The sequence below is a fragment of the Stenotrophomonas sp. RG-453 genome, assembly GCF_033843685.1.
Taxonomy (GTDB): Bacteria; Pseudomonadota; Gammaproteobacteria; order Xanthomonadales; family Xanthomonadaceae; genus Stenotrophomonas; species Stenotrophomonas bentonitica_A.
In genome coordinates this window covers 546,498-571,892 of sequence record NZ_JAMYED010000001.1, presented here as the reverse complement: position 1 = coordinate 571,892, position 25,395 = coordinate 546,498, and the positions used below count along the sequence as shown (strand labels likewise).

25 protein-coding genes are annotated in these 25,395 nt (G+C 67.4%); 9 read left to right on the top strand and 16 right to left on the bottom strand.

The genetic code is table 11. From position 1 onward, the window contains the following. Nucleotides 1-41 precede the first annotated feature (41 nt). From NJD74_RS02445 to NJD74_RS02420, 6 genes are all read right to left on the bottom strand, one after another. A complete protein-coding gene (locus tag NJD74_RS02445) occupies nucleotides 42-716 on the bottom strand; it encodes a rhomboid family intramembrane serine protease (RefSeq protein ID WP_070470961.1) in 675 nt (224 codons plus the stop codon). A gap of 89 nt (nucleotides 717-805) precedes the next feature. Then, nucleotides 806-1,153 carry an MGMT family protein gene (locus NJD74_RS02440; RefSeq protein ID WP_083298717.1) on the bottom strand — a complete coding sequence of 116 codons (348 nt, stop codon included), beginning with the start codon at nucleotides 1,151-1,153 and terminating at the stop codon, nucleotides 806-808. 11 nt (nucleotides 1,154-1,164) lie between these two features. Next, the gene (locus tag NJD74_RS02435) at nucleotides 1,165-2,085 is read right to left on the bottom strand and encodes a DMT family transporter (protein WP_026069690.1); all 921 of its coding nucleotides are present in this window, start codon (nucleotides 2,083-2,085) and stop codon (nucleotides 1,165-1,167) included. Between the two features lie 262 nt (nucleotides 2,086-2,347). Further along, a complete protein-coding gene (gene gorA / locus NJD74_RS02430; RefSeq protein ID WP_019182634.1) occupies nucleotides 2,348-3,703 on the bottom strand; it encodes a glutathione-disulfide reductase in 1,356 nt (451 codons plus the stop codon). A 154-nt stretch (nucleotides 3,704-3,857) separates the two neighbouring features. Next, nucleotides 3,858-5,105, bottom strand: coding sequence for a DUF418 domain-containing protein (locus NJD74_RS02425; RefSeq protein ID WP_319623601.1), 1,248 nt, complete (start codon nucleotides 5,103-5,105; stop codon nucleotides 3,858-3,860). An 83-nt stretch (nucleotides 5,106-5,188) separates the two neighbouring features. Beyond that, nucleotides 5,189-5,668 carry a peptidylprolyl isomerase gene (locus tag NJD74_RS02420; RefSeq protein WP_019182632.1) on the bottom strand — a complete coding sequence of 160 codons (480 nt, stop codon included), beginning with the start codon at nucleotides 5,666-5,668 and terminating at the stop codon, nucleotides 5,189-5,191. A 111-nt stretch (nucleotides 5,669-5,779) separates the two neighbouring features. Here NJD74_RS02420 and NJD74_RS02415 point away from each other — a divergent pair, with 111 nt between their 5' ends. The 3 genes from NJD74_RS02415 to NJD74_RS02405 all read left to right on the top strand — a co-directional run bounded on the left by NJD74_RS02415 (nucleotide 5,780) and on the right by NJD74_RS02405 (nucleotide 8,811). Beyond that, complete coding sequence (locus NJD74_RS02415) at nucleotides 5,780-6,319, top strand: C40 family peptidase (RefSeq protein ID WP_019182631.1); 540 nt, start codon at nucleotides 5,780-5,782, stop codon at nucleotides 6,317-6,319. 146 nt (nucleotides 6,320-6,465) lie between these two features. Beyond that, nucleotides 6,466-7,227 carry a C40 family peptidase gene (locus NJD74_RS02410; RefSeq protein WP_235318920.1) on the top strand — a complete coding sequence of 254 codons (762 nt, stop codon included), beginning with the start codon at nucleotides 6,466-6,468 and terminating at the stop codon, nucleotides 7,225-7,227. A 246-nt stretch (nucleotides 7,228-7,473) separates the two neighbouring features. Then, entirely contained in the window at nucleotides 7,474-8,811 is a 1,338-nt protein-coding gene (locus NJD74_RS02405) for a sigma-54 dependent transcriptional regulator (protein WP_070470967.1), read from the top strand. 31 nt (nucleotides 8,812-8,842) lie between these two features. On the opposite strand, the gene NJD74_RS02400 is transcribed toward NJD74_RS02405, so the two are convergent. The 7 genes from NJD74_RS02400 to NJD74_RS02370 all read right to left on the bottom strand — a co-directional run bounded on the left by NJD74_RS02400 (nucleotide 8,843) and on the right by NJD74_RS02370 (nucleotide 16,276). Next, nucleotides 8,843-10,159 carry a hypothetical protein gene (locus NJD74_RS02400; RefSeq protein ID WP_019182628.1) on the bottom strand — a complete coding sequence of 439 codons (1,317 nt, stop codon included), beginning with the start codon at nucleotides 10,157-10,159 and terminating at the stop codon, nucleotides 8,843-8,845. 48 nt (nucleotides 10,160-10,207) lie between these two features. Beyond that, a complete protein-coding gene (locus tag NJD74_RS02395) occupies nucleotides 10,208-10,972 on the bottom strand; it encodes a hypothetical protein (protein WP_019182627.1) in 765 nt (254 codons plus the stop codon). Nucleotides 10,973-10,981: 9 nt separating this feature from the next. Further along, a complete protein-coding gene (locus NJD74_RS02390; protein ID WP_070471074.1) occupies nucleotides 10,982-11,668 on the bottom strand; it encodes a C39 family peptidase in 687 nt (228 codons plus the stop codon). Between the two features lie 159 nt (nucleotides 11,669-11,827). Further along, entirely contained in the window at nucleotides 11,828-13,294 is a 1,467-nt protein-coding gene (locus NJD74_RS02385) for an adhesin (RefSeq protein ID WP_319623600.1), read from the bottom strand. Between the two features lie 56 nt (nucleotides 13,295-13,350). Next, nucleotides 13,351-13,989: a hypothetical protein gene (locus tag NJD74_RS02380; RefSeq protein WP_319623599.1), complete on the bottom strand. Its 639-nt coding sequence runs from the start codon at nucleotides 13,987-13,989 to the stop codon at nucleotides 13,351-13,353. Then, a complete protein-coding gene (locus NJD74_RS02375; protein WP_070425617.1) occupies nucleotides 13,986-14,516 on the bottom strand; it encodes a hypothetical protein in 531 nt (176 codons plus the stop codon). Before NJD74_RS02375 ends, NJD74_RS02380 begins: the two co-directional genes overlap by 4 nt. Before the next feature lie 431 nt (nucleotides 14,517-14,947). Then, nucleotides 14,948-16,276: a dicarboxylate/amino acid:cation symporter gene (locus NJD74_RS02370; RefSeq protein WP_070470968.1), complete on the bottom strand. Its 1,329-nt coding sequence runs from the start codon at nucleotides 16,274-16,276 to the stop codon at nucleotides 14,948-14,950. 149 nt (nucleotides 16,277-16,425) lie between these two features. Between NJD74_RS02370 and NJD74_RS02365 the strand changes: the two genes are divergently transcribed. The 5 genes from NJD74_RS02365 (at nucleotide 16,426) to NJD74_RS02345 (ending at nucleotide 21,229) form a co-directional block, all read left to right on the top strand. Beyond that, nucleotides 16,426-18,138, top strand: coding sequence for an alkaline phosphatase (locus NJD74_RS02365; protein ID WP_319623598.1), 1,713 nt, complete (start codon nucleotides 16,426-16,428; stop codon nucleotides 18,136-18,138). Beyond that, nucleotides 18,138-18,710 (top strand): hypothetical protein, encoded by a 573-nt coding sequence (locus NJD74_RS02360; protein WP_070470972.1) that lies wholly within the window; start codon nucleotides 18,138-18,140, stop codon nucleotides 18,708-18,710. Before NJD74_RS02365 ends, NJD74_RS02360 begins: the two co-directional genes overlap by 1 nt. A gap of 64 nt (nucleotides 18,711-18,774) precedes the next feature. Beyond that, complete coding sequence (gene tilS / locus NJD74_RS02355; RefSeq protein WP_046273262.1) at nucleotides 18,775-20,064, top strand: tRNA lysidine(34) synthetase TilS; 1,290 nt, start codon at nucleotides 18,775-18,777, stop codon at nucleotides 20,062-20,064. A 36-nt stretch (nucleotides 20,065-20,100) separates the two neighbouring features. Then, nucleotides 20,101-20,361 (top strand): exodeoxyribonuclease VII small subunit, encoded by a 261-nt coding sequence (locus NJD74_RS02350; RefSeq protein WP_019182618.1) that lies wholly within the window; start codon nucleotides 20,101-20,103, stop codon nucleotides 20,359-20,361. Further along, complete coding sequence (locus NJD74_RS02345; RefSeq protein WP_070470974.1) at nucleotides 20,351-21,229, top strand: farnesyl diphosphate synthase; 879 nt, start codon at nucleotides 20,351-20,353, stop codon at nucleotides 21,227-21,229. Before NJD74_RS02350 ends, NJD74_RS02345 begins: the two co-directional genes overlap by 11 nt. 102 nt (nucleotides 21,230-21,331) lie before the next feature. Here the strand turns inward: NJD74_RS02345 and NJD74_RS02340 are convergent, their stop codons facing one another. Both NJD74_RS02340 and pmbA read right to left on the bottom strand, forming a co-directional pair. Next, nucleotides 21,332-21,709 (bottom strand): DUF4870 domain-containing protein, encoded by a 378-nt coding sequence (locus NJD74_RS02340; protein WP_019182616.1) that lies wholly within the window; start codon nucleotides 21,707-21,709, stop codon nucleotides 21,332-21,334. Nucleotides 21,710-21,787: 78 nt separating this feature from the next. After that, nucleotides 21,788-23,155, bottom strand: a complete 1,368-nt coding sequence (gene pmbA, locus NJD74_RS02335; protein ID WP_319623597.1) for a metalloprotease PmbA — start codon at nucleotides 23,153-23,155, stop codon at nucleotides 21,788-21,790. A gap of 68 nt (nucleotides 23,156-23,223) precedes the next feature. Here pmbA and yjgA point away from each other — a divergent pair, with 68 nt between their 5' ends. After that, on the top strand, nucleotides 23,224-23,847 hold the full coding sequence (gene yjgA / locus NJD74_RS02330) for a ribosome biogenesis factor YjgA (RefSeq protein WP_319623596.1): 624 nt from the start codon (nucleotides 23,224-23,226) through the stop codon (nucleotides 23,845-23,847). 78 nt (nucleotides 23,848-23,925) lie between these two features. Here the strand turns inward: yjgA and tldD are convergent, their stop codons facing one another. Then, on the bottom strand, nucleotides 23,926-25,371 hold the full coding sequence (tldD, locus tag NJD74_RS02325) for a metalloprotease TldD (protein ID WP_070470976.1): 1,446 nt from the start codon (nucleotides 25,369-25,371) through the stop codon (nucleotides 23,926-23,928). Nucleotides 25,372-25,395 lie beyond the last annotated feature (24 nt).

The window sequence follows — 25,395 nt, the reverse complement described above, 5'->3', positions numbered from 1 at the left end:
ACGGAGGTGGTTATTAACTACCTCCGTCCCTGTTATTTGCGTTACTTGATACTTCGCAGATGGTTGGGCCGCTTCGGCGGGCCCGGCGGTCGCCGGTTGTTGAACGGCGGTTGGCCGCGCCAATAGCGGATCAGCAGCCAGCCGAACAGCATGCCGCCCAGATGGGCGAAATGGGCCACGCCCGGCTGCCAGCCGGTGGCGCCCAGCATCAGCTCCATTGCACCGAACACGATCACGAACGTGCGCGCCTTCATCGGGATGGGCGGGAACAGCAGCATCACCCGCTGGTTGGGGAACAGCATGCCGTAGGCCAGCAGCAGGCCGAACACACCACCGGACGCACCCAGCACCGTGGCCGGATCGGCCAGCATCATGCCGACCAGCAGCTGGCACAGCCCGGCACCGGCGACGCACACCAGGTAATAGATCAGGAAGCGCTTCTCACCCCAGGTCTGTTCCAGCGGCGCGCCGAACATGAAGAGCGCGAGCATGTTGAAGAACAGATGGCCGAAGCTGCCATGCAGGAAGCCATAGGTCAGCAGCTGCCAGGGCTGGAAGTTGCCGCCCGGCGAGAACGGATCGAAGCCGCCGCCCAGGGGCTGCAGCATGAAAGGCTCGAAGGTGCCGTTGCCGAGCAGGAATGGCTGCTGCAGCAGGAACAGCACGGCGTTGGCGATCAACAACGCTTTGGTGACAGTAGGCAGTCGCGGAAACATGGGGGCATCCTTTGGAACTGCCTCCATCATAGCCGCAGCACCCCGCTGCGATCTGCGCGCCAGCGCCCGCGTTCAACCCGCAGGCAGCGTCAGCCCGGCCCCCACAGGGCGGCATCCAGATCGTTGCCACCGGCCACCGGCATTCCCTTGACCCGGCCGCGCTCCACCACCACGCCCTCGGCACGCAACCGCTGGCTCTGCTCCTTCCAGCCGGCCGAGCCTTCCGGCATCGCAATGCGCCCGTCCGAGCGCAGCACGCGGTGCCACGGCAGGTCGGGGTCGTCATTCATGCCGAGCACGCGTGCGGTCAGCCGCGCCCTGCCCGGCAGCCCGGCCTTGGCGGCGACCTGGCCGTAGCCCATCACCTGCCCGCGCGGAATCGCATGGATCACCGCCAGGATCCGCGCCCGTGCCTGCGCGGCCGCGTCATCGCCCATGGCAGCGGCGTTCACGCGCGGACCCGGCTGACCAGCAGCACGCCGAGCAGGACCAGGGCCGTGCCGAGGATCTGCCACGTTCCCATGGGTTCGTCGAGCAGCCATAGACTCATCACGATGGTGGAGACCGGACCGAGCATACCGACCTGCGCGGCCAGCGACGAGCCGATCCGCTTCACCGCCAGCATGATCGCCATCACGGGCAGCACCGTGCAGACCGTCGCATTGATCAGCGACAGCCAGTACACCGGCGGGGGTGCCTGGCCCAGGGCGGACATCGGGTGCAGCACCGCGAAGTGCAGCACGCACAGCACGCAGGCTACGCAGCTGGCGTAGGCGGTCAGGCGGATCGCGCCGATCCGCGCCACCACCTGGCCGCTGCCGAACAGATACAGCGCATAGCTCAGCGCACTGGCGAACACCAGTGCACTGCCCAGCACGATGCGCCCGCCTTCCAGCTGCAGGTCATGGCCAAAGGCCAGCAGCACGCCGAGATAGCTGAGCACCAGTGCCGCCACCTGCCAGCGACCAGGGCGCTTCTTCAGCAGGACCAGGCTGATCAGCAGCACCAGCGTGGGGTTCAAATACAGGATCAGCCGCTCCAGGGTGACACTGATGTACTGCAGGCCCTGGAAGTCTAGCAGGCTGGACAGGTAGTAGCCGGTGAAGCCCAGCCACACCACGCGCCCGCGGTCGCCCCAGGACAATGCCGGCGCGCGCCGCGCCGACCATACCGCCAGCACCGCGAACAACGGAAAGGCCATCAGCATCCGCAGTGCCAGCAGCGTGGTGGCATCCACCCCGTGCCGGTACGCAAGTTTGACGATGACCGCCTTGCCCGAGGCGGCAATGGCCCCGATCGCGGCCAAGGCGATGCCGCCGGCGGCGATGCGACTGGAGGACGTGGGGAGCGAGGAAGCGGGTGACGACATCAGGACGGCGAACAGCCGCACGGAGGCGGCTGGGCAGCAGGTGGGGCGGCCATTGTCGCATGCGTGGCGGCGGGTGTTCTGCGCCTGCAGACGCTGCGGGAACGGCGCTCCGATCCTGTTTCAACGGCGAAAAGGGCTCGGCCGACCGAAAGACCCGGCGCCTGCGGAAGGCTGTGCCGCTTCGTGCGCGGTTGCCACGCATGGCGTGGCACTACCTGGATCCCGGGCGCGGCTTCGGCGGCGACACGCCGCTGGCGCGCTTTCAGCGCATCAGTACGACTTCTTCTGCCGAGGTCGGATGGATCGCCACGGTGTCGTCGAACTGGGCCTTGGTCACGCCCATCTTCACCGCCAGGGCAAACCCCTGCAGGATTTCATCGGCAGACTCGCCCAGCAGGTGCACACCGACCACGCGCTCCTCCTCGCCCACGCAGACCAGCTTGAACACGCTGCGCTGGGTGCCGTCGGCCAGCGCCTGCAGCATCGGGCGGAAGTTGCTGCGGTACACGCGCACGTCGCCGTACTTCGCACACGCCTCCTCTTCACTCAGCCCCACGGCGCCGAGCGCCGGATGCGAGAACACCACGCTGGCCACGTTCTCATAGTCCATCTTCGCCTGGGGCTGGCCACCGAACAGGCGGTCCATCAGCTTGCGCGCCGCGGCGATTGCCACCGGGGTCAGGCCGACCTTGCCGGCGATGTCACCCACCGCGTGCACGCTGGGTACCGCGGTGGTCTGCCACGCATCGACCTCGACCTCGCCCTTGTCGCCCACCACCACGCCGATCGCCTCCAGCCCGAGATCGGCACTGTTGCCGCGCCGGCCGGTGGCAAAGAACACGGCATCGAATTGGCCATCCGCGGGGCCGTCGTGCCCGAACGCCACAACGGCATCGCCGTCACGGCGCAGCTCGCGCAGGCGGTAGCCGAAGTGGACCTGCACGCCTTGATGGCGCAGATTCTCGGCAAGTTGCCCGGTGAGTTCCGCATCGAAGCGCTCCAGCAGGCGCTCGCCACGGACCAGCAGGGTCACGCGGCTGCCAAGGGCCTGCAGCAGCCCGGCCAGCTCGACGGCGATGTAGCCGCCGCCGACGATCGCGACGCGTTCGGGCGCGCTGCACAGGTTGAAGAAATCATCGGAAACCAGGCCAAGCTCGGCGCCGGGAATGTCCGGGCGCTGCGGATGCGCACCGGTGGCGATCAGGATGTGCCCGGCGCTGATGCGTACACCATCGCTGCATTCCACGGTGTGCGCATCGACCAGCCGACCACGGCGCGGCACGCGCACCACCTTGTTCTCATCCAGGCGCTTGAGATAGCTGGCATGGATGTTGGCGATATAGGCCTGGCGGTGTACCACCAGTTCTTTCCAATCCAGCGAGGGGCGTACCGGGACATCGAATCCCATCGCCGCGGCAAGGCCGATGCGTGCAGACAGATCGGCGGCCAGCCACATCGCCTTCTTGGGGACACAGCCGACGTTGACACAGGTGCCACCGAGTTCGCCCGGCTCCAGCATCGCCACCCGCTGCCCATGCTGCGCAGCGCGGAAAGCCGCGGCCAGGCCGCCGGAACCACCGCCCAGCACGATCAGGTCATAGTCGTATTGCGTCGTCATTGGCATCGCTCAACTCGGTAAGGGGCAGGATCGATCGCCGGCGCGCGGGCAGTTGATCAGCTCTGCCATCAACCGCCGGTGCCGACGCTCATGCGCATTCCCAGCATGCCATGACCGGCCGCGATCCAGACGTGAGGGGCTCGGCGCGACGGGGTCAGGTCCGGCGCAGCGGCGGCCACTGCAGATAGGTCATCGCGCGCCAGATCCACTCCAGCGGCCCGAAGCGGAAGCAGCGCAGCCACACATGGCTGATGCCGACCTGCAGCGCGAACAGCGCCAGCGCAAAGGGGATCTGCCACAGCCGGGGCATCGCCTCGAACGCGCCCAGTCCGTATCCATAGAACACCCAGGTGCAGACCAGCGACTGCCCGATGTAGTGGGTCAACGCCATCCGCCCCATCGGCGCCAGCAACTGCAGCCGCGCGCGCCAGTGCACGATCCAGGCCAGGTACCCCAGGCACATCAGCAGCCCGGCCAATGCACTCACGGCGTAGGCCACGCCACCGGCAAGATCCAGCGTGCCAGGGGCCTGGTACGGATGCCAGATTGCACTGCCCAGCATCAACACCAGGCCGACCGGCAGGGCGATCCAGCGCAGCCGCGCATACAGCCGCGCGAACCGTTCCGGCTCGGCCAGCGCGCCGCTACGGGCGAACCAACTGCCGATCAGGAACATGCCCAGCACTTCCGGACCGATCACGAAGATGCCCGAGAGCATCGCGCCGAGGTCGCGCAGGCGTTGGCCGACGGCCTCGCCCCACGTGCCGTGCGCGTACGCCTGCCGTTGCAGTTCGATCGTGCGCTGGGCCTGGGCGAGGGCCTCGCGCAGCGGGTCCTGCGCGTGCTCCATGCTGGCCATCCAACTCATCAGTGCACCCAGCACCAGCACCAGCCCGGCCGCGCCCAGGTAGCTGATCGCGCCCATCGCCGGCAGCCAACTGCGCGGCGCTTCGCGGCAGGCGAGCAACAGCAGCGAGATCAACGCGTAGATCACCAGGATGTCGCCGGACCACACCAGCAGCGCATGGCACAGGCCGATCAGCAGCAGGGCGGCGCTGCGGCGCAGATAGAACGGTGCGAACGCGCGGCCAGCCGTTTCGGCGCGCTGCGCCATGACGGAAAAGCCGGCGCCGAACAGCAGCGAGAACAGGGTGAAGAACTTGCCCTGGACCAGAACGTAGATCGCCGCGTCGGCCCAGTAGTCCGCGCCCTGCCAGTGCGGATCGATGCCGGTGAAGGACAGGTCCAGCGGACCGCTGAACGCCTCCATGTTCATCAGCAGGATGCCCAGCAACGCGAACCCGCGCAGGATATCGATGACGGCGATGCGCTCATGCGCGCCCACCGGCTGCAAAGGAGAAGAAGCTGCGTTCACAGGCAATCCGCTGACCAGGTCCGTCATTATGCCGTGCGCACGGCGGCCTGCCGCGGAAACGAAAACGGCCCGCCGAAGCGGGCCGTTGGATCAACGAGGGGGCGCAGCACTCAGTGCTGGTGGCCGCCGTCGCCGTGCACGTGGCCGTGCTCGATTTCTTCCTTGCTGGCTTCGCGCACGTCGACGATCTCGACGTTGAAGTGCAGGTCCTTGCCGGCCATCGGGTGGTTCAGGTCGACGTCGACCACGCTCATGCCGACCTTCTCCACGGTCACCGCGCGCGGGCCGAAGTTGGTCTGCAGCACGACCTGCTGGCCCGGGACCAGCTTGCTGGTACCGAAGTGCTTCTTGGGCACGCGCTGGGTCAGGCCTTCGCGGCGCTCGCCGTAGGCGTCGGTCGCCTTGACGTCCACCTCGAAGGTGGCGCCGGCTTCCTTGTCCATCATGGCGTTTTCCAGGCCGGGGATGATGTTGCCGTGGCCGATCAGGATCGCCAGCGGATCACGGTCCCTGGAGCTCTCGATCGGCTCCTGGCCCTGCTCGGCGACGGTGTAATGGAAACGGACGACGCGGTCTTTTTCGATCTTCATGCGCAACTCTGGTCTGGAGACTGCCGAGGGCAGACGGGTGAGGCGGGTTGTGGCCTGCCGGATACGCCGCCATCATGACGGCCTTCTAAGGTCGCGCATTATCCGGACAACATGCACATGACGCCAGTTTCGCGCCTGACCCGCCTGCCCGGCCACGTGGCCCTGCTGGCGATCATCGCCCTGCTGAGCGCCTGCGGCGGCGGCAAGACCACCCGCCCGGCCCCGCCGCCCGCCTCGGCCCAGGTCTGGCCCAACGTCACCCCCAACGATCCGCAGGCCGCCAACTCGGTGCTGATGCGCGCGATCGGACTGGTCGGCACGCCCTACCGCTATGGCGGCAACACCCCCGAATCCGGTTTCGACTGCAGCGGCCTGGTCGCGTATGTGTACCGGGAAATGCTCGACCTGCGCCTGCCGCGAACCTCGCGCGATCTGGCCGCGGTGCAGGGGCCGAAGATCGACCCCAAACGACTGGCACCGGGCGACCTGGTGTTTTTCGGCGACAGGGGCAACGTCTTCCATGTCGGGATCTATGTGGGTGAAGGGCGCTTCGTGCATGCCCCGAGCACCGGGGGCACGGTCCGGCTGGATTCGCTCGGTGGCCCCTATTGGAAGGACCACTACACCGGCGCGAAACGCGTCCTTAACTAAGCTGAACAGGGGTAAGGTACAAATTTGTGACGCGAATCACATAGTTGTAAACGAAAAATTAACGGAATTTGTACCTAATCACTGCGCTTACACGGCATCATCACCCATCGTTTTTATTCAGTGACCGCCGCGTGACGACAGACGACCTGACTTGCAAAGGCCAGACCGCCGCAACCCGGCGACGTGCCCGACCCGCTTTCCTCGCTGCAGCGCTCTGCCTGGCCAGCCTTCCGGCCTGGGCGCAGTCCGCACCGACGATCGCCCCCGAAGCTTCTGCAACCCCTGTCACTGTTGCCCCCGATTCCTCCGCGCCGGCCAAGCCCAAGGCTGATGCGCCGGCCCGCAGCAAGGCCGATGCCGCTGCCAGCGCCACCCTCGCCGCCCTGCTTCCGCACCTGGCGGCCAACGACACCATCCCCCTCATGGACCGTTCGGCGATGTTCGCCGGCGATCTGAGCCGCCTGCTCGCCAATTACGATGCCAGCACCGGCGCGATTACCGTGGCCGGCGACGCCGCCGAAAACGGCAAGGTCCAGTCCCTGCTGCGCCGTGCGATGACCCTGCTGGGCACCCCGTACCGTTGGGGCGGCACCTCGCCGGACAGCGGTTTCGACTGCAGTGGCCTGGTCGGCTATGTGTTCCGTACCGCGCTGGGTGTCGAGCTGCCGCGTGTCTCGCGCGAAATGGCCCATGACGGCGCTGCCCAGCTGATCAACGATCGCAACGCCCTGGCCGCTGGCGACCTGGTGTTCTTCGGCCGCAAGGGCCGTGTGGACCATGTCGGCATCTATGTGGGTGAAGGCCGCTTCCTGCACGCCCCGAGCACTGGCAAGGACGTCCGTGTGGACAGCCTGGTCAGCGGCTACTGGGGTGGCAAGTTCATGCAGGCCCGCCGCGTCGACCTCTGACCCGCCCTGCGGGACCACCGGATCGAAGGCCGCTGCCCTGCAGCGGCCTTTTTCGTTGGGCCGCGGCAGTGGCCGCTGATCGCCCCAACCCGCGTTCCCTTCTCTGTCACGGTCTTTTTCCCGACCGGCGACGCGCCCGGCGCACACGTGCTGCGGCGGGGGACGGACCCGGACGTGGGGCGGCACGTCCGTGGCAACCGATCAGGCAGCAGACACCGCCCGCGATTCCTGTCGACAAGGTGACGCATGGCGGCTGTCCCCGATTTTCCTGCCCGGTGTGTGATCTGGTTTGGGCAACCCCTCGCGCTTGAACGGGCGACGCTGGCTGCGGCCGGCTGGCAGGTCCGCAGCGTGGCCCCCGAACAATGCGCCGGGATCGGCATGCGCGGCAGCGACCAGGTGGTCGGCCTGCTTGACCTGCGCACGGTGGTGCCGGCCAACCTGGCCCACCTGCAGCAATTGCTGGTCGATCACCGCCACATGAGCCTGCTGGCGCTGTTGCCTGCTGCGCCGCTGCGCTCCTCGCCGGTGCTCGATGCGCTGCTGGCGGCGTGCGTGGATACCTATGTCGCCCCGATCGACCTGCCGCGCGTCGTGCAGCGGCTGCAGCAGCTGGCCGGCGCCGAATCCCTGCCCGCCGCCCATGGCCCTCAGTCCCTGATCGGCGACAGCGCGGTGCTGCAGGTCACCCGTGCGGCCATCCGCAAGTACGCGCCGGTGGACCTGCCGGTGCTCATCACCGGCGAGACCGGGACCGGCAAGGAACTTGCCGCCCAGGCGCTGCATGCGCTGTCGGCACGGCATGCGCGCCCGTTCCTGGCAGTGAACTGCGGGGCCATTCCGGCTGCGCTGGTCCAGTCCGAACTGTTCGGCCATGAACGCGGCGCCTTCACCGGCGCGGCGACGCGGCGCCTGGGCCTGTTCGAATCGGCCAGTGGCGGCACCGTGTTCCTGGACGAGATCGGCGACCTGCCGCTGGATGCGCAGACCAACCTGCTGCGGGTGCTGCAGGAAGGCACGGTCGAACGCGTCGGCAGCAACCGGCCGCTGGAGGTCGATGTACGCGTGCTCGCGGCCACGCACGTGGATCTGGAGAAGGCGGTCGAACAAGGCCATTTCCGTCGCGACCTGTTCTATCGGCTCAATGTGCTGCGCCTGCCGTTGCCGCCGCTTCGTGAGCGCGGCAGTGATATCGCACTGCTCGCCCACCATTTCCTCAGCAGCTTCCGGCATCGCCATGTCACCCGCGCGCGCGGCTTCACGGCCGAGGCGGTGCAGGCGCTCGAACGCTTCGGCTGGCCGGGCAACGTGCGCGAGCTGCTCAATCGGGTCCAGCGTGCGGCGATCGTCAGCGATGCCGAGCTGATCACGGCGGCGGACCTGGAGTTGAGTCAGCCGCTTCTGGCCAGCACCGAACGCGGCCTGCACGGCGCAAAGCAGATCGCCGAACGCGAAACGCTGCTGCATGCACTGCGCCAGCACGATTTCAACGTCACCGCCTGCGCCCGTCACATGCAGGTCTCGCGGGTGACGGTCTACCGGTTGTGCCGCAAGCACCAGCTCGCGCTGCCCGAACTGCGCTGAGCCGCAGGGCGCAGCGTGTGAGCGGGCGCGCTCACAGGCTGTACGGCACTTTGAAGGCCAGGGTGAAGTCCGGTGCATCCGGGGTCAGGCCGATACCCAGCAGGCTGACCAGGGTCGTTTTCTGGTTGAGCGCATAGGTGATGCCCAGGTTGAGCGTGCCTGCATTGGCGTCGCTGCCGATCACCTTCAACCACTGCCCGTTCTTGTAGCGCGTGGAGGCACGCGCGCTCAGCTTGTCACTGAAGGAGATGCTCAGGCTGGTGCGCTCATTGAACGCGAACGCCACGCCGGCGCCGAAGTAATAGGAGCCTCCAAGCTTTACGTCGCCCGGGTTGGTGGTGTCCGGGTTGGCATCAATGTCATCGAAGCTGCGCGGGAAGGAATGGATGTAACCGATATTGGCGAACAGGATCGCCGGGTCGGCGGTCTTCACGGCCGACAGGCCGACGTTGGCCTGCCACACGCCGTTGCCGGTCGGTTGCTGCTCGGGCACGGCAAAGCGGATGAAGTCATCGTCATCGCGCTCGAGCACCTTCCAGTCCAGCCCGTACGGCGCCCGCCCGGTCGGCGCGGTCGCGCCCACGGTGAGCACGGTTTCGGGCAGCCGCCCGCGTTCGGCGAACAGCCGGTAGTTGGCGCTCAGGCCAACGTCGCCGATGCCGTTGCCCGTCGTCTCTTCCTGCGCGATGGCCGCGGCCGAGCCACCGGCACCGCCCTTCTGGAACACCGTCTTGCGCGCCAGGTACGGCACGTCCAGGTTCAAGGTCAGGCGCGGGCTGATGCCCCAGCGCGCGGCCAGGTTGTAGGTCAGCGTGTCCGACTCCACGTTCTCGATGGCGATGTTGCCGAGGAAGATCGCATCCAGCGCCAGGAAGCCGTTGAGGCTGAGCTGCTTGCGGTCGTAGCGGGCGTAGGAAAGGCTGTTCTCAATCGTGAAGCGGCGGCTGAAGAGTGCGGCCTGCTGCTGTTTGACATCATCTACGCTGCGCCGCGACTCCTGCTTGGCCTGCTGCGCTTCGGCCGCCGAGCTGGCATAGCCATCGGCACTGGCCGGTGCGGCCGGGGTGCCCGCCGGCAGGGCCTGCTGCGGGGGAGGCGCGCTGGAGGCCACCGGCGCGGTCTTGCCGGTCAGCCGTGCCTGCATGGCCTGCACCTGCATGTCCAGCTCGCGCAGGCGACGTACTTCCTGCGCGTAGTTGGCCTTGAGGCTTTCCAGCTGCGCCATCAGTGCCTTGACGTCTGCCTCGTCAACCGGCGCAGGCTGTTGCGCCTGTGCCTGGGCGGACGCAGCCGCCATCAGTGCCAGCGCCGCCAGCGCCAGCGGTGTTGCGCGGATCATCGTGTGCATTGCCTTGGCCCACTGTTGTGTTGACGCTCCCCCTGCCGTGCCGATGGATCACTGGCCCGGCCCCATGCCTACCCCGCGTACCAGCGTCATCGCCTGCGCCACGTTCTGGTTGAGCGGCACGTTGTTGGCCATTGACTGCCTGACAAGGTCGATCTGCAGCCGGTTGGTGACCGATTGCCCATCACTGCCCAGCGCGATGCTCTGCCCGACGCTGCCGTTGCGGATCCATTGCTGGACCGCGCCGACACCCTCGATCTGCAACTGCACCTTGGCCGTGTTGCCTTCCAGTTGAGCCAGCGCACTGACCCCGCCCTGGTGCACGCTGGCCAGGTTCACGCCTTCGCCGGTGGGCGTTGGCGCGGTGCCATCGCGCACGGTCAGCTGGGTGGCGTTGCTGGCCAGGTTGCCGTCACCGGCGACCTGGATGCTCTGGCTCAGGCCGGCCACGTTCTGCAGGCCGCTGGCGTCCACGCTGCGCCCGGGTGTCACGGGCAGTGGCGCATCCGCGGCGGTGACACTCACGCTGGGCGCGAAGCTGATCTTCGGCGCGTTGCCGCCGTGGCTGAAGTCCATGCCCAGCTTCAGCGCGCTCTGTGCCGACTGCCCACCGGCGGTCTGCCATTGCGAGACCATGGTGACCCCGAACCACGCCACGGTGTTGCCACCAACGGTGTAGCGGCCACGCATGAGGTTCAACTCCGGATCGGGGATTTCGCTCAATCCCTTGCCGGGCCGGCTGTCATCGGCATGTGCCGGTGCGATGCCCAGCAGGGCAAGCAGCACGATGCCGGGCGTCCAGGTTGCGATGTTCATGTTGCCTCCTTAAAACAGATCGGCATGGGTGAATCCGAAATCGACCAGCTCCGCGTCGGTGATCGGTCCCTGCCTGGCGTACAGCGAACGGGCACTCGGCCGTTCACCGGGCTGCAGCAGCACCGTGTTGCGATCGAAGTCACTGCCGATCACGACAAACACGGCGCGCGACGGCCACGCCTGGAGAAATTCGCTGACGGGAATGCTGCGGTTGCCCAGAATCGGGTCGGCCACATCCACCAGATCGCCACGGACCTGTTTGAGGACCACGAAGTGGCGGAAGCCCCGCACATCCATCAGCACCAGCCCGGGCACGCGCAGTGAGCGCAGGCGCTCTTCATTGACGCGGTAGCCGCGCCCACGCATGCCCATCGATTCGACGTAACGCTTGATGTCCAGCAGCGAGAAACCGCGCTGGTGGACCAGTTGTGGATCCGAGACCCCCATCATCCCTTCGATCACCGTGCCCTCATCCGCCTCCAGGTGGTAGGCGTAGCGCAGGATCGTGGCAAGGGCTGCCGCGCCACAGCTGTAATCGGTGTGTTGCCTTACCACGTTGCGGAAGCGCCGTTCCTGCATGCTCTCCACGCGCTGGGTGAGCACCGCCCCGTTGGGCAGCACCCCGCTGAAGCCGATGTCGCCGGCCCGCACCAGCCCGATGGGCATCATCAGCATCGACAGTGCCCAGGCCAGCATCCAGGTGCGCATACGTGTGGACATCGTCTACTCCGGCTCAGGAAGGAGCCCCTGCCCCAAGGGGGAGAAGGGACAGGGGCTCCCGGGGAGCCCGGTCATTGGCGGATGACCGGGTTTGTTGCGCTCAACGCGTACTGCCTGCGAAAACGGACAACCTTCTTACTGTTCCGGACCGCCGCCGCCACCGCCGCGGGTGGAGGGCTGCGCAACCGCCAGAGCCAGGCTGTTGGCCTGCAGGTTGCCGGTACCGGAGGCCACGTTCACCCCGATGTTGCCGGAGGCGCCGGAGAACGCACTGCCGGACAACGCCGCGGTGTTGGTCGCATCCACGTTCACCCAGCGGGTGGTGGAGACGGTGCCGCTCAGGCTCGCGTAGAGATCGGCCACGCCCAGTTCGACGAACTGGCTGGTGCCGCGCTCATCGGTATCGAAGGCAATGCCGCCCACGCCCGGACGATTCGGGTTGGCGGTGGCATTCTGGATATCGCTATCCAGATCGATGTGGCCGTTCGCGCTGCCGCTCGGGTGATCCAGCGCGCCGCTCCAGCTGTCCAGGTAGTAGTTGTCTTTCTGGTAGGCACTACCCGTGCCGCTGTAACGACCCGCACCCACTGCCAACGTGGCGCCGGCGACGCGACCGCTCAGGTTCACGTCCACGGTGTCGGTCATCGACTGCAGGTAGCCGGCGTTGCTGACGGTGTTGCCGGAGGACACCTGGTTGGAGCTGATGCTCGAGGTCGCATAGGCGCTGGTGGCGACCGATGCGGCGAGCGCGTTCTTCTGCTCGTTGTTGTTGCCGGAAGCGACGTTGGCGCCGATGTTGCCGGACGCGCCGCTGAAGGCATTGCCACCCAGGCCCGCGGCGTTGGTCACGCCGGAGTTGAGGGTGGTGTTGCCACCGCCGAACTGGTTGACGAAGACTTCCGCATCGGCCATGCCGAAGCTGAAGGACGCATCGGCCGCGGACAGCGACGCCGCATTGTCCTGGGCGTTGTTGTCACCGGCGGCGACGTTGAAGCCCAGGTTGCCCGAGGCATCGGCACCGACGTCGTCGGCGATCGAGGCGCTGTTGGTCACCAGGGTGTTGCCGGCCAGATTGTTGGTGACCGACTGGCGGTTGTCGATGACGGCGATGGCGGCCGAATCGATGTCGATCGAACCGGTGATTTCCGGATCACCCGAGAAGCTGATGTCCGAGCTCAGGCGCAGGTCCTTTTCGATGTTGACGTCGACGCCGTGATTGTTCTTTTCCTGGCGTTCGTCGGCCTGGATGTTGCTGGTCTTGTTGACGTTCTCGGTGACGTTGCGGTTGCTGGTCACGTCGCGGTTGCTGGTGACGTTGGTGTTGCTCGTCACGTTGTCGTTGATGGTGGTGTTGGTGGTGCTGTTGTTGTTGCGGGTGTTGTTCCAGGTCCGGTTCCAGGTGCGCGAATCGGTATCGGTGTTGGTGGTGGTATTGGTTTCGGTGTTGGTATCGGTATTGGTATTGGTGCGCGTTTCAGCCACGTTGTGCAGGTGGTTGATGTTGGCGCTCTGGTTCTGGTTGTCGCGGTCATTGCCCCAGCCATTGGCGCCGGCGGAGGCGGATGCAGCGGCGACGGCGATGGCCAGTACGGTCCGTTTCATGTTGGTGTTCATGGTGCCCTCTCTCTCATCACAGACAATCGGGTGGATGTGACTACTCACGGGGTGGACTGCACCGAAATGCTCAGTTGGTTTGCGGTGGCGTTGCCGGATCCCGCGATCTGATTGAGTTGCAGGACGCCGTCGAATCCCTGCAGTGCGGAGGCTTCGACCGCCACCCTGCGAGTTCCGGCCGACCGACCGCTGTTGACGGCCCCCTGCCCCCCTGCTGACGCGAGCGCGCCCGACGCGGCCAAGGCCTCGTCGTTCGTTTCGCGTATGCCCTGTTGCGCCAGCGTGGCGGTGACGACGTTGAGCGTCGCGTTGCCATTACCGCTGGCCTGGTTGATCGATGCGACGCCGCTGGCGCCGTTCAGTGCCTGGCCGCCGATCGTGGCGCTGGCGTCCATGGCGGTGTCGCTGATGCTGAGGTTGTTGGACTGCTGCTGGCGCGCATCGACGTTGATGTGGGCGTTGCGGCCGTTGGCGATGCCCATCAGGTTGGCCTGCTGATTGAGATCACCGGCGGCTATGTTGACGGTCATGGCGCCATCGGCGCCGGCCAGGGTGCGGCCGTCGATGCGGCTCTGGTTGAGATAGGACAGCATCGCGGCGTAGTCGTTGCCCTGCTGGGCATGCGCGGCCAACGGCGCGAGCATCAGGCCCGTGAGCAGTGCGGTGCGCAGGACGGTGTTCATTTGCCGGGCCCGCCCGCAGGCTGGCCGAGCGGGAACTGGGCGAGCGCGCCGCGCACCTGGTCGCCTATGCCGCGGGTCGCGTTGCCGACCGCGCCCATGGGGCCGCCGATGGTGTTGCTGAACTGGCCGCTGGACAGCATGCCGCTGTCGGTGACCTTGCCGAGCGTGCCGTTGACGGTATGCCCGGTGACGCGCTCGATGGTGGTGGCGTTGCGCGGAATGCCGGCACCGGTGTTGGAGCCGAGCGAGGCGTAATCGTCGTCGCTGAGTTCATCCATGCCGGTGGAGGTGCCGAGGGCGTGGCCGATTTCGCGGCGCGGCGAGGGGTCTGCGATGAGGGCCATGCCCGGAGGTGCGGGGCGATAGGCCGGTCGTGCGGAGACGTCACGCAGGAGGACGATTTCGCCGGGCTGGGCCTTGACGCCCTGGCGTGCGCCGGAGGCGTTGGCGGCGGCCGGCACGGCGAGTGCGGCGGCGAGCAGCCACAGGGTGATGTGTCGTGTGCGGTGTGCGGCAACGCTGTCCATGGCGACCTCCGATGACATGCGGAGGGGTGGAGCAGCATTCGTGCCAAGTTCCCAATGGCCGTGTTTCCGGGGTTTTCCTGCGGCGCGGGTTAATCGCACGCAACATTGCTGTTACAGCGGCGTTAGCGTTTGTGCGTATGAATAGGTTTGGCGATGGACGGCGTTGCGCTGAGAGTCAAGCGGGGTGCGGGTGTATCACGGGTGTTACACCGGGTGATACAGGGGGTTACGGTGCGGATTCAGGCTCGCCCCGGGTTTGCTTGTAAAGCCTCAGCCAGTCGCTTTGTCGTGAGGGCCGGCGATGCCAAGCCTCGCCAGCCCGCCAGACATCTGCCTGTTTGGCAGGAAGAAGCGACGATGCGAAAGCAGTTGCACACAAGCAAAAAAAGACCGGCTCTCGCCGGTCTTTGGGTGCTGCGTCCGTGCCTGCATCAGGACGTTCGTTCTTCGCCTTCATCCACGCCGAGGTTGGTGGATGGGTTGTCGTAGATCTCGCGGTCGAGCAGGCCGGTTTCCTTGGCGACGATGACCGGGACCAGCATCTGGCCGGTGACGTTGGTCATGGTGCGCATCATGTCGAGGATGCGGTCGATGGCGTAGAGGTAGCCGATGGTTTCCAGCGGGAGATTGGCGGCGCTGAGGACGACGGTGGCCATCACGACGGCGGTGCCGGGGACGCCGGCGGTGCCGAAGCTGCCCAGGACCGAGGCGATCAGGACCACGATGTACTGCTCGGGGGTGAGCGGCACGCCGGTGTACTGGGCGATGAAGACGGCGCACAGGGCCGGATAGATCGCCCCGCAGCCGTCCATCTTGATGCTGGCGCCGAGGGGGACGGCGAAGGAGGCGTAGTCCTTGTTGACGCCGAGGTTGTGGGTGATCGAGCGCATCGCGGCCGGCATGGCGGCGAAGCTGGAAGAGCTGACGAAGGCGACCTGCATGCCGGGGGCGGCGCCGCGGAAGAACTTGAGCGGGTTCAGGCCGTGCATGAGCAGCAGGCTGCCGTAGACCACGACGATGTGCAGGGCGCAGGCGATGTACAGGGCGAGCACGAAGTTGCCGAGCGGCAGCAGTTTCTCAAAGCCGTAGCTGCCGACCAGGCCGGCGATCAGGCCGAAGGTGCCCAGCGGGGTGATCTCCAGCACGAAGCGGGTCACCTGGATCATGATCTCGCTCATCTGCCCGGTCAGCTTGCGTGCCTCGCTGACCTTGTCGCCGAGCTTGACCATGGCAAAGCCGAGCAGGCCGGCGAAGAAGATCACCGGGAGGATCGAGCCGCGGCCCGCGGCCAGCACGGTTTCACCGGCGCCATTGATGCGGGTGCCGATGCCGGTCAACGCGTAGAAGACGTTGGAGGGCACGACATCCATCAGCACCTTGATCACGCTGGGTACTTCGCGCGGGGTGTAGCCGTGGTCCATGCTCAGGCTGAGCGCGCCGCTGCCCGGCTGCATGAGGGTGCCAACGCCCAGGCCCACGCACACGGCCAGGGCAGCGGTGATGATGAACCACAGGAAGGTGCGCCCGCCCAAGGCTGCCACGGACTTCTGCCCGTGCAGCGAGGAAATGGCGTTGATCACGGCGAAGAACACCAGCGGCACCGCGATCATCTTGATCAGGGTGACGTAGAGATCGCCGAGCGGGCCGAACCAGGTTTCGGCCGCCGGGCCGAGCAGCCAGCCGGCCAGTGCGCCCAGCACGAAGCCGCCGAGGACCCGTTGCCAGAAGGGGATCCGCAGCCAGGCAGAGACCAGCTTCATGTGCGTTCCAGAGATGATTTGACAGCTAGGCACCTTAGCCCAAGCCGGGCCGCGGAACGAGGCGTGGACGGAAAATCAGCGTGTCATCGGCGTGCCTTGCGGCGTTCTGCATAATGAACGCCCGTTTCACATGTGAGATTCATTCATCCATGTCCCGTTTCACGCCCTTGGTGGCTGCCGTCACCACCCTGCTGCTCGGCGCCTGCGCCAGTACCGCTCCCTCCTCCAGCGCCTCTGCCGGCGCGGTCCAGGTCGATGTGCCGGCCATTGCCCACCCCGCCGGGGAGACGCCGCAGTGGTGGTACCGCAGCGGCGCGGCACGGGCGGCCAGCACCGGTGCGATGGACGGCAAGGCCAAGAACGTCATCCTGTTCCTGGGCGACGGCATGAGCCTGACCACGGTGGCGGCGGCCCGCATCTTCGAGGGGCAGCGCAACGGGCACCCGGGCGAGGAGAACCTGCTGTCCTGGGAGCGCTTCCCGGCGACGGCGTTCAGCAAGACCTACAACACCGATTCGCAGACGCCGGATTCGGCGGGCACCATGACCGCGATCACCACCGGCGTGAAGACCCACATGGGCGCGATCGGCGTCAGCGCGGGCACCCGCAATGACTGCGCCGACAGCCTCGACAAGGGCCTGCTGACCTGGCTGCAGCTGGCCGACAGTGCCGGCATGGCGACCGGCGTGGTCTCCACCGCGCGCCTGACGCATGCCACCCCGGCGGCGACCTATGCACACTCGCCGGAGCGCAACTGGGAAAACGACACCGACGTGCCGGACGAGGCCAAGGCCGCCGGCTGCCGCGATATCGCCCAGCAGCTGTTGTCGACCTCGCGCTTCGGGCGCGGCCCGCTGGTCGCCCTCGGCGGCGGCCGCGGTGAGTTCACCACGGTGGAAGAGCGCGATCCCGAGTACGACGACAAGGTCGGCCAGCGCCTGGACGGGCGCAGCCTGGTGACCGAATGGCAGCAGGCGCACCCGCAGGGCGCGTACGTATGGAACGCCAGGCAGCTGCAGGCGGCGGCCAATGCGCCGGCCATCCTGGGCCTGTTCGAGCCGGACCACATGCGCTACGAAGCCGAGCGCAAGGACGACCCGGCCGGTGAGCCGAGCCTGGCCGAGCTGACCAAGGCGGCGATCGCCAATCTGTCGCGCCATCAGGAAGGCTATGTGCTGATGATCGAGGGCGCGCGCATCGATCACGCCAACCACAGCGGCAACGCTTACCGGGCGCTGACCGATACGGTGGCGCTGTCCGATGCGGTGCGCGCCGCGGTCGAGGCCACCTCCGACCAGGACACGTTGATCATCGTCACCGCCGATCACTCCCACACGCTGAACTTCGTTGGTTACCCGGCCCGTGGCAACCCGATCCTGGGCAAAGTCAAGGACAAGGGGGGCGAAGACGGTGCCGGCAAGCTGGACCTGGCCCGCGATGGCCTCGGCCTGCCCTACACCACGCTGACCTACGCCAACGGCCCGGGCTACACCGGTGCCACCAACCAGCAGCCGGTCGGCCCGAAGCGCTACCCGCACAACCCGAGCAGCTTCGATCCGACCACGGGTCGGCCGGACCTGACCGCGGTGGATACCGAGCATCCCGATTACATGCAGGAAGCGCTGGTCCCGGCCAAGAGCGAATCGCATGGCGGCGAAGACGTCGGCATCTGGGCACGTGGCCCGGGCAGCAAGGCGGTCCGCGGCACGATGGAGCAGAACGCGATCTACCACATGATCGTGCAGGCCACCCCGCGCCTGCGCCAGCGCCTGTGCGAAGCCGGCACCTGCGATGCCAAGGGCGTGCCGGTCGAGCTGCCCAAGCCGACCGCGTTCGAGCGCCAAGCGGGCGACAGCAAGTAATGCATCGACTGCTTCGCAATGCAGCAAACAGGGGCCGCCTCGCGCGGCCCCTGCTGCTGGTGGCCGGTCTGTTCGCATCGCCGCTGGCCTTGGCCGCCGGCACCGACACCGGCACCGGCTGCACCGCCCTGACCCAGGAAGATGGGCTGCAGCCGCTGCCCGGTTGCCAGTGGCTCGATGGGCATCTGGAACTCGACGCGGCGTCCCTGGCGTCGCTGTCCTACGATCAGGACGGGCTGGCAGCGGTCTACGCCGGCGGTGGATTCCACTACGTCCGTGCCGATGGTCGTCAGTTGCCGGTGATCACCTTCGACAACGGCCCGGACTACGTTGTGGAGGGGTTGGTCCGTGGGCGTGTCGGGCAGCGCATCGGTTACTTCGATACCCAGCTGCGCCAAGCCTTTCCGGGCACGTTCGATTTTGGCTGGGCCTTCGATGACGGGGTGGCCCGCGTCTGCGAAGGCTGCCGTCCGGGCACGCCGGACGACCACGGCCACATCGCGATGGTTGGCGGCACCTGGTATCGCATCGATCGGCAGGGGCGCCCGGCGATGGATGCCGGCACACCGTGATTCCCGCGTGGCAACGTCGCCACGCAGCACCGATACTGCCGGTCTGCCTGAGATCGCACTTCCCATGACCTCCCTGCTGCCGCCACCGCCCTCTGTCGTCCACCCTGTGCTGGTCGGCTTCAGCGGTGGGCTCGATTCCACCGTCCTGCTGCACTGGCTGGCCACCTCGCCGGCACAGCGGACGGCCGGCCTGCGCGCCGTGCATATCCATCACGGCCTGCAGGAACAGGCTGACGCCTGGACCGTGCACTGCACGCAGCTCTGTGCGCGCTGGAACATCCCGCTGCGGGTGATCCGCGTGCAGGTGCCGCGTCACCAGGGACAAGGCCTGGAAGCCGCCGCGCGGCATGCGCGCCGTGAGGCGTTCGCTTCGCAGCTGCTGCCTGGTGAACACCTGGCCCTGGCCCATCACCGCGATGACCAGGCCGAGACCTTCCTGATGCGTGCGCTGCGCGGCTCCGGCGTGGATGGGTTGGCCTCCATGCAGGTCACCAGCGCGTTTGGCGCCGGCACCGTGTGGCGGCCCTTGCTGGAGGTTCCGCGCAGTGCGTTGCGCGCACATGCGCAGGCCGAGGGGCTGGAGTGGATCGAAGATCCCAGCAATGCCAGCGATGACGCCGATCGCAACTTCCTGCGGCTGCACGTGCTGCCGCAACTGCGCCAGCGCTGGCCGCAGGCCGATGCGGCATTCGCCCGGAGTGCCGCCTTGTGCGCGCAGTCCCAGCACCTGCTCGACAGTGCCGACCGCGACGCATTGGAACGCTGCAGCGTCGGCCCCGGTGTGATCGACTGCGCGCGGCTGCTGCGCCAGCCGCTCGAGCGCCGCGCCCGGTTGCTGCGGCACTGGGTGCGCGGCAGTGGCCTGCCGCCGCTGCCGGCAGCGGGCGTGGAGGCGGTCGAACGCGAGCTGCTCCCGGCTGCCCACCACGCCGATGCGCAGTTCGCCTGGCAGGGGGCACGCATCCGCCGCTGGCGCGGGCAACTGCACCTGCTCTCGGCCAGCCTGGCCTTGCCGGCCGACTGGAGCGTGCACTGGGATGGCCGCGCGCCGCTGGCATTGCCAGACGGTGGCGAGCTGCGCCTGCTTGGCACGGACGCCGGTTTCGATAGCCCGGTGCAGATCCGCGCACGCCGCGGCGGCGAGCGCATCCAGCTGCCCGGGCGCACGCATTCCCATGCGCTCAAAGACCTGCTGCAGCAGCAGGGCCTGCCGCCGTGGCAGCGCCGCCAGTTGCCGCTGCTGTTCGACGAGGACACATTGCTGGCCGCCGGTGACCGGGTCATCGGTGCCGCCCTGCAACCATGGCTGCTGGCCCATCACGCGCAGTTGCAGTGGACACCCGGCGCGGCCTGAATTGACCCCGCCCGGCCAGCAGCCCACACTTGGCACATGGCAAAGAAGTCCCCCAATGAAACCTCCCCGGTCGCCCACTTCGAGCAGTCGCTGGAAGAGCTGGAGCAGCTGGTGGAGAAGATGGAAACCGGCGAAATGAGCCTGGAGCAATCGCTCAGCGCCTACGAACGTGGCGTCGGCCTGTACCGCCAGTGCCAGCAGGCGCTGGAACAGGCCGAACTGCGCGTGCGCCTGCTCAGCGATCCGGCCCAGCCCGACACCGCGGTGCCATTCGACCCGCCCAGCCATGACGGTTGAGGCCACGTTCGCGCGTTGGCGCGACCGGATCGAAAGCCAGCTCGACGCCAGCCTGCCCTCCCCGTCCGATGCCCCGCGTGGACTGCACCAGGCGATGCGCTATGCGGTGCTCGGGGGCGGCAAGCGCATGCGCCCGCTGCTGGTGTATGCCGGCGGCCGGATTTTCGGCGCCGACGAGAACGCGCTGGACGCCCCGGCGATGGCGGTGGAGCTGATCCACGCGTATTCGCTGGTGCATGACGATCTGCCGGCAATGGACGATGACGCCCTGCGTCGCGGCCGCCCGACCACGCACATCGCCTTTGATGAAGCCACCGCGATCCTCGCCGGTGATGCACTGCAGACGCGCGCGTTCGGCCTGATCGCCGATGCGCCGCTGCCCGCGTCACTGCGCGTGGCCTGCCTGCAGACGCTGGCCCACGCCTCCGGTGCCGCCGGCATGTGTGGCGGCCAGGCGCTGGATATCGACGCCACCGGTCATCAACAGCCGCTGCAGGCTCTTGAGCGCATGCACGCGCTCAAGACCGGCGCACTGATCCGCGCGGCGGTGCGCATGGGCGCGCTGTGTGGCCAGGCACCCGCCGCCGATCTGGCAACGCTGGATACGGTCGCCTCGGCGCTCGGCCTGGCGTTCCAGGTGCGCGATGACATCCTCGATGTCGAAGCCAGTTCCGAACAGCTCGGCAAGACCGCCGGCAAGGACGAGGCACAGGCCAAGTCGACCTTCCCGGCACTGCTCGGCATGGACGGGGCGAAGGCGCATCTGCGCACGCTGAGCGAGCAGATGTTCGATGGCCTGGCCGGGTATGGCGAGCCGGCAGATGCACTGCGTGCGCTGGCGAAACTGGCGGTCGAGCGGGATCATTGAGCGACCGTGCCGGCAGCCACGCATGGCGTGGTTGCACAACGCCAGGACACAGAAAAACGCCCGGGAATCCCGGGCGTTTTTCGTTCCAGCGCTGCGGATCGATTACTTGATCAGGCGCAGGGCGAACGGATAACGGTAGGCTTCGCCGTTGTTGGCCTTGACCGCTGCGATGATGCAGAAGATCACGTTGAGCAGGCCGACGATCGGCGCCAGCAGGCCACCGATGATGACGATGGTCAGCACGATGCAGATCAGCATCGCGATGGTGATGGTGATCTGGAAGTTCAGCGCTTCCTTGGCCTGGTCGGTGACGAAGCGCTTGCTGCTGTCGTCCTTGTTGATCAGCCAGATGATCAGCGGGCCGAGGAACCAGGTGAAGATGCCCAGCAGGTGGGCCACCAGCGCCATGGTGCGCTGATCGGCCGGTGCCGGGGCGCTCACCGGCGGCGGCGGGGTGGTGACGTTGTCGAAATCGCTCACGTGAAACTCCTTGTTCGAGGTAATGGGTATTGCACGCGGCAGGCTCCCCGCCTGCCAGGGCAGCCCCAATAGAATACGTCAATCGTTACCGGCAACGGTCATTCGTCCTACAAGGATCGAACCGGTGTGCACGTGCGAGCGGGTGTCGATGTCGGCACCGACCGCTTCGATGCTGGTGAACATCTCTTTGAGGTTGCCGGCGATGGTGATGCCGTCCACCGGGTAGCTGATCTCGCCGTTCTCCACGCGGAAGCCGCCGGCACCACGCGAGTAGTCACCGGTGACGCTGTTGACGCCCTGCCCCATCAGTTCGGTGACCAGCAGCCCATTGCCCATCTGCCGGGCAATGGAGACCAGATCACCTGCGTTGGCGGTGACCTTGAGGTTGTGCACGCCACCGGCGTTGGCGGTGGTCGGCAGGCCGAGCTTGCGTGCCGAGTAGCTGCCCAGGATGTAGCGCTCCAGCAGGCCATCGCGGATCAACGCCGAATTGCGGGTGGCCACGCCATCGCCATCAAAGGCGGCCGAGCGCAGCCCACGGCGCAGCAGTGGCAGCTCTTCGATGCCGAACCAGTCCGGGAACAGGCGCGTGCCGACGCTGTCGAGCAGGAAGCTGGCGCGGCGGTACAACGCGCCGCCAGACACGGCACCGAGCAGATGGCCGATCAGCGAGCGGGCCACCTCCGGCGAATACAGCACCGGCATCTGCGCCGTGGTCATCGAGCGCGGGTCCAGCCGGGCGACGGTGCGCTCGGCGGCACGGCGGCCGATCGACGCGGCATCGTCCAGATCTTCGCGGGCCAGCGCGCTGCTGTACCAGCCGTCGCGCTGCATGCCATCGCCCTGCCCGGCGATCAGCGCACAGCCGATCGAGTGGTGGCTGCTGCGCTCGCGGCCGATGAAGCCATGCGAGTTGGCATACACCGACAGGCTCTGCGCGGTCGCGGCCGAGGCACCGTCGGAATTGCTGATGCGCGTGTCGGCCTCACGACCGGCCGCTTCGCAGGCCAGCGCCAGATCCAGCGCCGCATCGGCGCTGAGTTCCCAGGGGTGCCAGCCGTCCAGATCCGGGAACTCACGGGCCATCAGCGCCGCCTCGGCCAGCCCGGCGGCCTCGTCGTCCTCGGTGTGGCGGGCGATCGCGCAGGCCTGGGCCACGGTCGACTCCAGGCTGCTCTCGCGCAGGTCGGCGGTGCTGGCGCTGCCCTTGCGCTGGCCGAAGTAGACGGTCACGGCGATGCCCCGGTCACGGGTGGACTCGACCGTTTCGACCTCGCCCAGGCGCACGTTCACATCCAGGCCGCGCTCATCGCTGCAGCTGACCTCGGCCTGGGTGGCGCCCAGGGCCTTGGCCCGCTCCAGCAGGCGCTGGGAGATGTCGGCCAGCTGCTCCAGGCGCTGCAGGCTGTCGTCGGCCGGGGAGACTTCAGGGGAGATCACGTTCAATGCTTTATCCTGTACAGGTGAGTGCCCGGCGCGACGCCGGCACAGTTTACGGATGTGGAAATAAGACGATGCGCGGACGCGACGAAGAAACCGGTGAATTCCTTGATATCAGCCGCAGCCAGAACCGCCGGGCTGCGCTGGACGTGCTGGCCCTGGGCGAGAAGCTGGTCTCGCTGACCCCGGCCCAGCTGGCGCGCCTGCCGGTGCCCGAAGATCTGCTGCCGCACATCGCTGAGGCCAAGCGCATCACCGCGCATATCGCCCACAAGCGCCAGCTGGCGTTCCTGGCCAAGCACATGCGCCGCGAAGACGACGCCGTGCTGGATGCGATCCGCGACGCGCTGGATGCCAACAGCGAGACCTCGCGCCGTGAAGTGGCGACCATGCACCGCGTGGAAGACTGGCGCGAACGCCTGCTCAAGGACGGCGACAAGGCGCTGGGCGCGCTGCTGGACGAGTACCCGCATGCCGACCGCCAGCAACTGCGTACGCTGGTCCGCAACGCCCAGGCCGAAAAGGCCAAGAACAAGCCGCCGCGCGCCTACCGCGAGATCTTCCAGCTGCTGCGTGCGCTGCTGCTGCCGGCCGCGCTCGGCCTGGAAGGCGTGAACGCCGCGTCCGAGGACGAACTGGACGATGCGATCTACGCGGACGACATCGACGGCGACAGCGACGAGAACGCCGAGGACTGAGTCCCGGCGCTCACGCGGCGGCGCCAGCACCCCGCTGGCGGCCGCGTCATCAGGCAGCGCAGGCGAATGCATCCCGGCTCAGGCCTGGGTGCCGCCCACGGTGATGCCATCGATCAGCAGGGACGGCTGGCCCACGCCGACCGGCACGCTCTGGCCATCCTTGCCGCAGATGCCCACGCCCTCGTCCAGGGCCAGATCGTTGCCGATCATGCGCACTTTCTGCATGGTTTCCGGCCCGTTGCCGATCAGGGTGGCGCCCTTCACCGGCGCGGTGATTTTTCCGTCTTCGATCAGATAGGCCTCGGTGGCCGAGAACACGTACTTGCCGCTGGTGATGTCGACCTGGCCGCCACCGAAGTTGACGGCGTACAGGCCACGCTTGACCGAGCGGATCATCTCTTCCGGATCGTGCTGGCCGGCGCGCATGTAGGTGTTGGTCATGCGCGGCATGGTCATGTGCGCGAACGATTCACGGCGGCCGTTACCCGTGGGGGCCACGCCCATCAGGCGCGCATTGAGCGAATCCTGCATGTAGCCGACCAGGATCCCGTCTTCGATCAGCGTGGTGCACTGGGTCGGGTGGCCCTCATCATCGATGTTCAGCGAGCCGCGGCGTCCGTCCAGGGTGCCGTCGTCAACGATGGTCACGCCCGGCGCGGCCACGCGCTCGCCGATCCGGCCGGCGTAGACGCTGGTGCCCTTGCGGTTGAAGTCGCCTTCCAGGCCATGGCCGACCGCTTCATGCAGCAGCACGCCAGGCCAGCCCGGGCCGAGCACCACGGTCATGACCCCGGCCGGGGCCGGGATCGCCTCCAGGTTCACCAGTGCCTGGCGCAGCGCCTCGCGGGCGAAGCCCTCCGGGCGCCCCTCGGCGAACAGCTCTTCATAGCTGTAGCGGCCGCCGCCGCCGCAGTAACCGGATTCGCGACGGCCGTGCTGCTCGACGATCACCTGCACGTTCAACCGCACCAGCGGGCGGATGTCGGCGGCAAGCACGCCATCGCTGCGTGCGATCAGCACCGTGTCCACACCCCCGGAGAGGCTGACCATCACCTGCTGCACGCGCGGGTCGGCGGCGCGCAGGTAGCGGTCCAGGCGTTTGAGCATCTCGACCTTGGCCTCGTTGCCCATGCCATCGATGGGGTCCAGCGCCGGGTACAGCGCGCGGCCGCTGCCACGCACCAGCGAGCGGGCCGACTGCGCCCCGCCCTCGCGGGAAATCGCGCGGGCCGACTGGGCGGCGGCCAGCAGCGCATCGCTGTGGATGTCGTCGGAATAGGCGAAACCGGTCTTTTCACCGGCGATGGCGCGCACGCCCACGCCCTGTTCGATCGAATGCGCACCGTCCTTGACGATGCCATCCTCCACGCTCCAGCTCTCGCGGCGCGCGTGCTGGAAATAGAGATCCCCGAAATCGATGCCCGGCCCCAACAGGGTACCGAACGTGCGTTCCAGACCGCCTGCATCCAGCCCGGCGGGCAGCAGCAGACGGTCGGTGGCCAGCGAAAGTGCGTTGTTGTTCATGCTCTTTGATCTATGGGCGCCGGG